The organism is Micromonospora sp. CNZ296, from assembly GCF_007827635.1.
The window spans coordinates 213,545-223,891 of record NZ_VISW01000013.1 but is presented as its reverse complement, the minus strand read 5'-3'; the positions used below and the strand labels follow the sequence as shown (position 1 = coordinate 223,891).

The window sequence follows — 10,347 nt, the reverse complement described above, 5'->3', positions numbered from 1 at the left end:
GTCACATTCCGAACCCGGAAGCTAAGCCCTCCAGCGCCGATGGTACTGCACTCGGGAGGGTGTGGGAGAGTAGGACACCGCCGGACAATCTTCCAATTCAGGGCCACCCCATGCGGGGTGGCCCTGAATTGCGTTGCCCCCCGGAAAACACCACCGGACCGGCCGCAAAGCCGGCCCCGGACGCGCGTGAGCGATGGACTGCCCACCCCGTTGCCCGCACTGCACCGGCTAGCCGTACCGCCCGCTACTTCCCGGAAACGCCGAACCAGGCCGCCACTTCCCCGAAGTAGCGGTGGCGAGGTGCCCCGGATCCAGCCACTTCCCCGAGCTGGCGAACCGGCCCGCCACTTCCCCGAAGTGGCGGCGACGGACGGCCCGGCATCCGGCTACCTCGCCGAGATGGCGAACCAGCAGCAGGTTCCCCCAGGTGGCGTTAACGGAGTACCCCGGACCTAGCCACTTCGCCGAACTGGTGTGCCGGTCAGCACTACGCCGAAGTGGCGGCAACGGAACGCCCGGATCCAGCCACTACCCCGAGCTGGCGAACCGGCCCACCACTTCCCCGAAGTGGCGACAACGGACTGCCCGGCATCAGGTCATCCCCGGGGACAGGGAGGGCTGGGGGCCATTACCCCGGAACTGGTGGCATGGGAGGGACGGGGGTCGCCGACACCGCGACGTGGCGGGGACGGGGCAAGGCGTGTGTGGGCACCTCGCCGTACCGGCGTGGACGAGTGAGCGCCGAGGTCGCGGGTCAGCGGCTCTGGACGGACTCGCGGATGTCGCGGAACAGGGCCGCGGCGTCGTCGACCCGGCGGCCCGGGAACATGCCCATCACGACGCTGCCGTGGTCGGCCCACCCGCACACCGCGAAGTCGCCACCGTCGCCGCTCGTCGTACCGCACTTCATCACGCCGCCCAGGCGGCCCGCGTCCACCTCGCGCAGCCCTGCCACCCGGCCTGTCTCGTCGGCCATCAGGCCGAACAGGGTGTCCAGGTCACGCTCGGGCTGCCAGAGCAGCGTGGTGCCGCCGAACAGCAGCACCGAACGCTTGGCGTCCCCGCCGTCGGAGTAGACGGCGCCGTAGCCGCGGTCCAGCTCGATGTCGGCGGCCAGTCCGTCGCGCAGGTAGTCGGCGGTGCTGCGAGCCCGCTCGCTGTCGTCGCGTACCAGCCCGGCCACCTCGGCCGGCTGGCCGAGAGTCGTGTCCTTCTGCTGGAGCACCCGCCAGCCGCCCAGCCCGAGCGCGCCCGCGCCGGCGAGCCCGGCCGCGAGGAGAGCGGCCATGACGATCTTCCGGCGTCGGGAGACGGGACGGCGTTCGGGCTCCTGCGCGGGATCGCGGCGGCTCAGCTCGATCGGCTCTTCGGTCAGCTCGAACGGATCGGAACCCCCGTCGACCGGGCGCTCGGTGAGATGCGCGTCGGACATGACCGCCACCGTACGCGAATCACAGGTGGTGCACGCCGGGTCCCCGAAAGCGCTCCGTAGACTTTCAGGGTGACCGAGAGACTGGATGCCCGACGCCCCGACGCCCCGACCCTCGCCGGCCAGTACCAGCCCGGCGAGGTAGAGCAGCGACGGTACGAGCAGTGGGTAGCCGGCGGGCACTTCCGGGCGTCGGCGGACAGCGAGAAGCCGCCGTTCACCATCGTCATCCCGCCGCCGAACGTCACCGGCTCGCTGCACATGGGTCACGCGTTCGAGCACACGCTCATGGACGCGCTCACCCGGCGCAAGAAGATGCAGGGCTACGAGGCGCTCTGGCTCCCGGGCATGGACCACGCCGGCATCGCCACCCAGAACCTGGTCGAGCGGCAGCTCGCCGGTGAGGGGCTGTCCCGGCACGACCTCGGGCGGGAGAAGTTCGTCGAGCGGGTCTGGCAGTGGAAGGCCGAGTCCGGCGGCGCGATCCTCGGCCAGATGCGCCGGCTGGGCGACGCGGTCGACTGGGACCGCGAGCGGTTCACCATGGACGAGGGCCTGTCCCGGGCCGTGCAGACCATGTTCAAGAAGCTCTTCGACGACGGGCTGATCTACCGGGCCAACCGGATCATCAACTGGTGCCCGCGCTGCCTCACCGCGCTGTCCGACATCGAGGTGGAGCACACCGACGACGAGGGCGAGCTGGTCTCGATCCGCTACGGCGACGAGGTCGTGGTGGCGACCACCCGGGCGGAGACCATGCTCGGCGACACCGCGGTGGCGGTGCACCCGGACGACGAGCGCTACCGGCACCTGATCGGCACCGAGGTGGAGCTGCCGCTCACCGACCGGCGGATCCCGATCGTCGCCGACGAGCACGTCGACCCGAGCTTCGGCACCGGCATGGTCAAGGTGACCCCGGCGCACGACCCGAACGACTTCGAGATCGGCCAGCGGCACGACCTGCCGTCGCTGACGATCATGGACGAGCGCGGCGTCATCACCGCGCCCGGCCCGTTCCAGGGCCTGGACCGGTACGAGGCCCGCCCGGCGATCGTCGCGGCGCTGCGCGAGCAGGGCCGGATCGTGGCCGAGAAGCGGCCGTACCTGCACGCGGTGGGGCACTGCTCGCGGTGCAAGACGACTGTCGAGCCGCGGCTGTCGTTGCAGTGGTTCGTCAACACCGCCCCGCTCGCGAAGGCCGCCGGTGACGCGGTGCGCGACGGCCGGGTGAAGATCGAGCCGGCCGAGCTGGCCAAGCGTTACTTCGCCTGGGTCGACAACATGCACGACTGGTGCATCTCCCGCCAGCTGTGGTGGGGCCACCGCATCCCCGTCTGGTACGGCCCGGACGGCGAGATCGTCTGCGTCGGCCCGGACGAGGAGCCGCCGTCCGGCGAGGGCTGGCGGCAGGACGAGGACGTGCTGGACACCTGGTTCTCCAGCGGCCTGTGGCCGTTCTCCACGCTCGGCTGGCCCGAGCGCACCCCGGACCTGGCGAAGTTCTACCCGACCAGCGTGCTGGTCACTGGCTACGACATCCTGTTCTTCTGGGTCGCCCGGATGATGATGTTCGGCCTGTACGCGATGGACGGCGTGCAGCCGTTCGACGTGGTGGCGCTGCACGGCATGGTCCGCGACGAGCACGGCAAGAAGATGTCGAAGTCGTTCGGCAACGTGGTCGACCCGCTGGACTGGATCGACCGGTTCGGCGCCGACGCCACCCGGTTCACGCTGGCCCGGGGCGCCAACCCCGGCCAGGACGTGCCGGTCAGCGAGGAGTGGTGCCAGGGCTCCCGCAACTTCTGCAACAAGCTCTGGAACGCCACCCGGTTCGCGCTGCTCAACGGCGCGCACACCGACGGCCCGCTGCCGGCCGCCGCTGACCTCTCCACCGTCGACAGGTGGATCCTGTCCCGGCTGGCGCACGTCACCGCCGAGGTCGACGAGCAGTTCGAGGCGTACGAGTTCGCAAAGGTCTGCGACCTGCTCTACCACTTCGCGTGGGACGACGTCTGCGACTGGTACGTGGAGCTGAGCAAGCCGGTGCTGGCCGAGGGTGGCCCCGCCGCCGACGCCACCCGCCGGGTGCTGGGCCACGTGCTGGACCAGCTCCTGCGGCTGCTGCACCCGGTCATCCCGTTCGTCACCGACGAGCTGTGGGCCGCGCTGAGCGGCGGCGAGACCGTACTGACGGCGTCCTGGCCGGTCGCCGACCGTACCCTGATCGACGACGCCGCGGAGGGCGAAGTCGGCACCCTTCAGCGGGTGGTGACCGAGGTCCGGCGGTTCCGGTCGGACCAGGGGCTGCGGCCGACCCAGCGGGTCGCCGCGCGCCTCGACGGCCTGGCCGGCGCGGGCATCGCGGCGCACGAGCCGCTGGTGCGCTCGCTGGCCCGGCTCGACGCGCCGGGCGACGACTTCCAGGCCGGCGCCACGCTGGCCATGCCCGGCGCGGTGAGCGTCGCGCTCGACACCCGCGGCTCGATCGACGTGGCCGCCGAGCGCGCCCGGCTCACCAAGGACCGGGCGGCGGCCGAGAAGGAGGCCACCCAGGCGCGGGCGAAGCTGGACAACCCGGCGTTCGTCGGCAAGGCGCCCGAGCCGGTGGTGGCGAAGATCCGCGAACGGCTGGCGGTGGCCGAGGCGGACCTGGTCCGGATCGACGCCGCCCTGGAGGCGTTGCCCTCGTGAGCGCGAGGAGTGAGCCGGGGCTGCGAGCCCCGCAGTCGCGAACGAAAGATGGCTCCGCATGAGTGACCGCACAGACCGCACCGCGTTCGCCGAGGTGGAAGCCGCGCTCAACGCGCGCGGCTTCACCCGGATGCACTTCGAGCTGGAGAAGATCGAGACTCTGCTCGACCTGCTGGGCAGCCCGCAGCGGGCGTACCCGTCGATCCACCTGACCGGCACCAACGGCAAGACCTCGACGGCCCGGATGATCGACTCGCTGCTGCGGGCGTTCGGGCTGCACACCGGCCGCTACACCAGCCCGCACCTGGAGACCGTCCGGGAGCGGATCAGCCTGGACGGCGAGCCGGTGGGCGAGGACCGGTTCGTGTCCACGTACCGTGAGATCGCGCCGCTGGCCGAGCTGGTCGACCAGCGGTTCGCCGAGCCGCTGACGTACTTCGACATGACCACGGCGCTGGCGTTCGCCACGTTCGCCGACGCCCCGGTCGACGTGGCGGTGGTGGAGGTCGGGCTCGGCGGCGCGGAGGACGCGACGAACGTGATCCAGGCCGGCGTCGCCGTGATCACCCCGATCGGGCTGGACCACACCGAGTGGCTCGGCGACACGATCGAGGACATCGCGCTGCACAAGGCGGGCATCATCCACCCCGGCGCCACCGTGATCGCGGCGGCGCAGGAGGAGGAGGCGGCCCGACCGATCCTGGAACGCTGCGCCGAGGTCAACGCCACCGTCGCGCGCGAGGGCGCCGAGTTCGGCGTGCTGCGCCGCGCGGTCGCGGTCGGCGGCCAGGTGCTGACCATCCAGGGCCTGGGCGGGGTGTACGAGGAGATCTTCATCCCGCTGCACGGCGCGCACCAGGCGCAGAACGCGGCGGTGGCGCTTGCGGCGGTGGAGGCGTTCCTCGGTGCCGGCGCCCGGCGGCAGCTCGACATCGAGGCGGTCCGTGAGGGCTTCGCCGCGACCAGTTCGCCGGGCCGGCTGGAGCGGGTGCGTAGCGCCCCGACGGTGCTGCTCGACGGCGCGCACAACCCGCACGGGATGGCCGCCACGGTCGCCGCCGTGCAGGAGGAGTTCGCGTTCAGCAAGCTCGTCGGCGTGCTGGCGGTGCTCGGCGACAAGGACGCGGCGAGCCTGCTGGAACTGCTCGAACCGGTGCTCGACTCGATCGTGGTGGCGGAGAACAGCTCGGCCCGGGCGCTGCCGGTGGACGAGCTGGCCGCGCTGGCGCGGGAGATCTTCGGGCCGGAGCGGGTGCAGGTGGCCCGGGACATGCCGGACGCCATCGAGGCGGCAGTGGCGGAGACCGAGTCGGACGTGCCGGGCGAACTGTCCGGGGTGGGCGTGCTGATCACCGGATCGGTGGTGACAGTGGCCGACGCCCGCCGGCTGCTCAAGCGATGACCGGCCCGCAGCAGCGCCCGACCGGCGCTGAGCCGCCGACCGGCGCTGAGCGGCCGACCGGCGCTGAGCGGCCGACCGGCGCTGAGCGCCCGACCGGCCCGGAGCAGCCGACCGGCACTGAGCAGCCGACCGGCGCTGAGCAGCCGACGGGGCCGGAGCAGGCGGGCGGCGTTGAGCGGCTGGTCGGTCCGGAACAGGCGGCCGGTTCGGAGCAGGCAGGCGGCTCGGAGCCGGTGGGCGGCGTGCGACGGTCCGGGCTGCGGAACCCGGACAAGGCAGTGCGCGGACTCGGCGCCGGCACGATGTCGCTGGAGGCGCTGGTGCTGCTGCTGGCCATCCAGCCGATCCGGGTGGTCGGCGGTGACCTGAGCGGCGCGGCGATCGGCGCGATCGTGGCGCTGGCGGTCGCCTGTGTGGTGCTCGCCGGCATGATGCGCCGCCCGTGGGCGTGGTACGCCGGCACCGTGATCCAGGGACTGCTGCTGCTCTCCGGGCTGCTGCACTGGTCGCTGTTCGCGCTGGGTGTGATGTTCGCGCTGGTGTGGGCGTACGCGCTGCACGTGCGGCGGGTCATCCTCGGCTGAGCGCCGTCGCGCGGTTGCGCGTGTTAAGAGGGGCCCCTTCCTCTACCTGAGGCGTTAAGAAGGGGCCCTTCCTTACACCTGGGCGAGCGTGCGCCACTGCGTCAGCGCGACGCCGTGGCCGTCGGGGTCGCGGAAGGCCGCCGCCCACACCTCCAGCTTGGTGCCCCGGTTGACGACGCGCGGGGCGTACGTGAACCGGACGCCGGAGTCGCGCAACCGCTCGTACGCCCCCTGGATGTCGTCCACCTCCAGGTTCACATGCACCAGGCGACGGCTGATCGGGGCGGCGCCGGTCACCCGGCGCAGCACCAGCCGGGTCGGCCCGGAGGAGAGCACGGCGTTGCCCTCGCCCCGGTCCAGCTCGTCGAAGCCGAGTTCCCGGTAGAAGTCGAGGGACCGGTCCAGGTCGGTGACGAGCAGCGTGATGCCGACGCCGCTGATCGGGCTGGCCAGCTCGTCCGGCTCGGCCGCGCCGGACGGGCCGAAGATCGCCTCGTCCAGCTCCTCGGCGGTCGGCGGCGCGTCGGAGCGCCGCGGCGCGTCCGAGGGGTCGTCCAGCGGCACGTCGATCGGGTCGGGCACGGTGTCGGACCGTCCGGAGTCGGCCGGTTCGGAGTCGACGAACACGGTCTCGACCGGCACGGTGTCGACCGGCTCCTCGGCCGGCGAGCGGGGGGCCGGGGCGCGGCGGGGGAGCGGGCCGGAGCCGGCCGCGCGCTCGGCCCGCTCGACGAGCTGCCCCTCCAGCACCACCGGGCCGCCGGGGCTCTGGTGCAGCACCACCGGCTCGCGTTCCTCGGCCCGGGGCGGGACGTCGTCCAGGTACGGGTCCGGCGCGGGCGGGTAGTCGTCGCGGAAGTCGTCCTCCGGCGCGCGCCCGGCCCACGGCGGCGCCTCCTGCGCGATCAGCGGCTCGTCCAGCGGGTCCGGCTCGGCGGCGTACTCGGGCGGCAGGTCGGCCACCGCGGCGGCGCTCTCGGCGTGCGTGGGCACCTCGTCCCAGAGCACGCGTACGTGCCGCTGGTCGTCCAGCGCCACCCGGACCGGCAGCGCCTGGCCCAGCGAGGGCCACTTGGCGACCGGCACCCGAGGCTCGATGATCTTCTTGGAGCGGGGCGGCAGCCCCGGCGCGTCGATGACCAGTTGCAGCTCGCACCGGCCGAACGCGTACTGGGTGGGGGGCTCGGAGGCGCTGTGCACGTGCCCGAGGCCGATCACCCAGGTGCGGCCGCCGCCGCGTACCGTGGCCAGGGCGATCGCCAGCACCAGCAGCGCGACGCCGAGGGCCACGATGGCCCAGCTGGTCATGCCGAGCCCGAACACGGTCACGAAGGTGGCGACGGTGCCCAGCACCGCGCCGATCAGTTTGCGTACCGGCGCGATCGTGCGGTTCCCGCCATTCGCCACAGTGGACCTCCCAGGGGTTCCAGGGCCAGGCTAGGCCGCCGCGGCGGGCCAGGGAAGACGCAGCCGCCGCGCCGGCGCCGGGACCGGGTCGCTACGCTGACCGTACCCAGCCGAACCCCGTTTGAGTGCGCAGGAGGAACCCAGCGTGTCCAGCAGCAGCCCGGACGAGCGGTCGCTCGTACTGATCAAGCCCGACGCGGTGCGCCGCGGTCTGGTGGGCGAGATCCTGTCCCGTTTCGAGCGCAAGGGCCTGCGGATCGACGCGATGGTGAGCCGGACCATGGACGGCGGCTTCGCCGACCAGCACTACGCCGAGCACGTCGACAAGCCGTTCTACCCGCCGCTGAAGACGTTCATGACCAGCGGCCCGCTGGTGGCGCTGGTGCTCTCCGGCGACCAGGTGGTCGAGGTCGTGCGCGCGATGATCGGCAGCACCGACGGCCGCAAGGCCGCCGCCGGCACCATCCGCGGTGACCTGTCGCTGTCGAACCGGGAGAACCTGGTGCACGCCTCCGACTCGGCGGACAGCGCCAAGCGCGAGATCGCGCTCTGGTTCCCCGAGCTGGCCTGACCGACGCGCCGACGGCCCCGGCCCGCATCTTCGCGGGACCGGGGCCGTCGTGTGTCAGCGATCAGACCTGCGCCGGCGGCTGCGTCCGGCAGGTCACGGCGACGCGGTTCCACACGTTGATGGTGGCGATCGCCATCACCAGATCCGCCAGCTCCTTCTCCGACCACACCTTCGCCGCGGCGTCCCAGACGTCGTCCGGCACGCCGTGCTCGCCGAGCCGGGTCACCGCGTCGGTGAGGGCCAGTGCGGCCCGCTCCCGCTCGTCGAAGAACGGCGCCTCGCGCCACGCCGCGACAGCGAACAGCCGGCGGCTGTCCTCACCGGCCGCCAGCGCCTCGCGGCTGTGCATGTCGACGCAGAACGCGCAGCCGTTGCGCATCGACGCCCGCAGCTTCACCAGCTCCAGCACGGTGTGGTCCACGTTCGCCCGGACGTACTTCTCCAGGCCCAGCACGGCCTGGTACGCCTCGGGCGCCACCGCCGCCATGTCCATCCGGCTCATCGCCGCCTCCTTGGGGGTTCGGGTACGCGCACAGGACGGGGCACGGCGGGCGCGGTGTGACGGCCCGGCGGTGTGACGGTGGTCATGCCGGGGCGCTGGACAGCAGTCGTTGACGTGCCGGTCACCTCGACCGGAGTTCCCGGCCACCTGCGGCCGGTAGACCGGGGCCGGCGACACTGCCGAGACCGGGAGAACCCATGACGCACTTCGATCGACGTACCCTGCTCCGCGCCGGCCTGGTCGCCGGTGCCGGAGTCGCCGGCGGCGCGCTGCTCGGCGCGCCCGGCGCGCCCGCCGCACCCGGCCTGCGGCGCAGCGGCCGGCCGCTGCTCACCCACGGCGTGCAGAGCGGCGACGTGACCGCCGACTCGGCGCTGGTCTGGACCCGCGCGGACCGGCCCGGCCGGATGCTGGTCGAGGTCAGCCGCCGGCCGGACCTGCGCGGCGCCCGCCTGGTGCGCGGCCCGGTGGTCGACCCCACCGGCGACCTCACCGGCAAGGTCCGCCTGCGCGGCCTGCCCGCGGGGGAGCGGCTGCACTACCGGGTACGGGTGGAGAGCCTGGACCGGCACGGCCTGTGCAGCGAGCCGCTGACCGGTTCGTTCGCCACCGCCCCCGGGCGGCACCAGCGGCGTGACGTGCGGTTCGTGTGGACCGGCGACATCGTCGGGCAGGGCTGGGGGATCAGCCCTGACTTCGACGGCCTGGCGATCTTCCGGGCGATGCGGGAGCGCCGCCCGGACTTCTTCCTGTGCAGCGGCGACACCGTGTACGCCGACGGGCCGCTGGCCGAGAGCGTGGTCCTGCCCGACGGCCGCACCTGGCGCAACCTGGTGACGCCGGAGAAGAGCAAGGTGGCCGAGACGCTCGCCGAGTACCGGGGGCAGTTCGCGTACAACCTGCTCGACGAGCACCTGCGGGCGTTCGCCGCCCAGGTGCCGCAGATCAACCAGTGGGACGACCACGAGGTGGTGAACAACTGGTACCCGGGGGAGATCCTGACCGACGAGCGGTACGGCGAGAAGCGCGTGGACGTGCTCGCCGCCCGGGCCCGGCAGGCGTTCCACGAGTGGCTGCCGGTGCCGTCGGGCGGGCCGATGTACCGCAGGCTGTCGTACGGGCCGCTGCTGGACGTGTTCGTGCTGGACATGCGCACCTACAAGGACCCCAACGACGGCAACACCTACGCCGACCGCAACCGGGGCCTGCTCGGCAAGGCGCAGCGGGAGTGGCTGATCCGAGAGCTGCGCGCGTCCCGGGCCACCTGGAAGGTGATCGCCAACGACCTGCCGATCGGCCTGGTGGTGCCGGACGGTTCCGCCGCGCAGGAGGGCGTCGCGCAGGGCGACCACGGCGCGCCGGCCGGCCGGGAGTTGGAGTTCGCCGAGGTGCTGCGCGCCTCGCACCGGGCCGGGGTGACCGGGCTGGTGTTCCTCACCGCCGACGTGCACTACACCGCCGCCCACCACTACGACCCGGCGCGCGCCGCGGTGCGGGACTTCAGCCCGTTCTGGGAGTTCGTCTCCGGCCCGGCGCACGCCGGCGCGTTCGGCCCGAACGCGCTGGACGGCACGTTCGGCCCGAAGGCGGTGTTCGTGCACGCCCCGCCGCGCGCGAACACCTCCCCGGCCGAGGGCTTCCAGCACTTCGGCGAGGTGACCATCGACGGCCCGTCGCGGGCCCTCACGGTCCACCTCCGCGACCGCACCGGCGCCTCCCTCTGGACCACCACCCTCCCCGCCCCCACCTCCCGCTGACCCC

General features: G+C 72.9%; 8 protein-coding genes and 1 rRNA gene. 6 read left to right on the top strand and 3 right to left on the bottom strand.

Annotated features, from left to right (window positions below; translation table 11 throughout):
• A 5S ribosomal RNA gene (rrf, locus tag FB455_RS22315) occupies nt 1–86 on the top strand; the annotation flags it as partial.
• Between the two features lie 668 nt (nt 87–754).
• On the opposite strand, the gene FB455_RS22310 is transcribed toward rrf, so the two are convergent.
• Nucleotides 755–1,432: a hypothetical protein gene (locus FB455_RS22310; protein WP_013288028.1), complete on the bottom strand. Its 678-nt coding sequence runs from the start codon at nt 1,430–1,432 to the stop codon at nt 755–757.
• 69 nt (nt 1,433–1,501) lie between these two features.
• On the opposite strand from FB455_RS22310, the gene FB455_RS22305 reads away from it, so the two are divergent.
• From FB455_RS22305 to FB455_RS22295, 3 genes are all read left to right on the top strand, one after another.
• Nucleotides 1,502–4,120 (top strand): valine--tRNA ligase, encoded by a 2,619-nt coding sequence (locus tag FB455_RS22305; RefSeq protein WP_091330964.1) that lies wholly within the window; start codon nt 1,502–1,504, stop codon nt 4,118–4,120.
• A gap of 58 nt (nt 4,121–4,178) precedes the next feature.
• A complete protein-coding gene (locus tag FB455_RS22300) occupies nt 4,179–5,522 on the top strand; it encodes a bifunctional folylpolyglutamate synthase/dihydrofolate synthase (protein WP_145754917.1) in 1,344 nt (447 codons plus the stop codon).
• 179 nt (nt 5,523–5,701) lie between these two features.
• A complete protein-coding gene (locus FB455_RS22295) occupies nt 5,702–6,106 on the top strand; it encodes a DUF4233 domain-containing protein (protein ID WP_083791366.1) in 405 nt (134 codons plus the stop codon).
• A gap of 72 nt (nt 6,107–6,178) precedes the next feature.
• On the opposite strand, the gene FB455_RS22290 is transcribed toward FB455_RS22295, so the two are convergent.
• On the bottom strand, nt 6,179–7,513 hold the full coding sequence (locus FB455_RS22290) for a VOC family protein (protein WP_013288024.1): 1,335 nt from the start codon (nt 7,511–7,513) through the stop codon (nt 6,179–6,181).
• 145 nt (nt 7,514–7,658) lie between these two features.
• On the opposite strand from FB455_RS22290, the gene ndk reads away from it, so the two are divergent.
• Nucleotides 7,659–8,084, top strand: a complete 426-nt coding sequence (gene ndk / locus FB455_RS22285) for a nucleoside-diphosphate kinase (protein ID WP_013475497.1) — start codon at nt 7,659–7,661, stop codon at nt 8,082–8,084.
• 61 nt (nt 8,085–8,145) lie between these two features.
• Here the strand turns inward: ndk and FB455_RS22280 are convergent, their stop codons facing one another.
• On the bottom strand, nt 8,146–8,586 hold the full coding sequence (locus tag FB455_RS22280; protein WP_013288022.1) for a carboxymuconolactone decarboxylase family protein: 441 nt from the start codon (nt 8,584–8,586) through the stop codon (nt 8,146–8,148).
• A gap of 197 nt (nt 8,587–8,783) precedes the next feature.
• On the opposite strand from FB455_RS22280, the gene FB455_RS22275 reads away from it, so the two are divergent.
• Complete coding sequence (locus FB455_RS22275; RefSeq protein WP_145754916.1) at nt 8,784–10,343, top strand: alkaline phosphatase D family protein; 1,560 nt, start codon at nt 8,784–8,786, stop codon at nt 10,341–10,343.
• Nucleotides 10,344–10,347 lie beyond the last annotated feature (4 nt).

Coding starts and splice junctions, on each gene's coding strand:
- FB455_RS22310 (WP_013288028.1), bottom strand. CDS start 1,432: ATGTCCGACGCGCATCTCACCGAGCGCCCGGTCGACGGGGGTTCCGAT.
- FB455_RS22300 (WP_145754917.1), top strand. CDS start 4,179: ATGAGTGACCGCACAGACCGCACCGCGTTCGCCGAGGTGGAAGCCGCG.
- FB455_RS22280 (WP_013288022.1), bottom strand. CDS start 8,586: ATGAGCCGGATGGACATGGCGGCGGTGGCGCCCGAGGCGTACCAGGCC.
- FB455_RS22275 (WP_145754916.1), top strand. CDS start 8,784: ATGACGCACTTCGATCGACGTACCCTGCTCCGCGCCGGCCTGGTCGCC.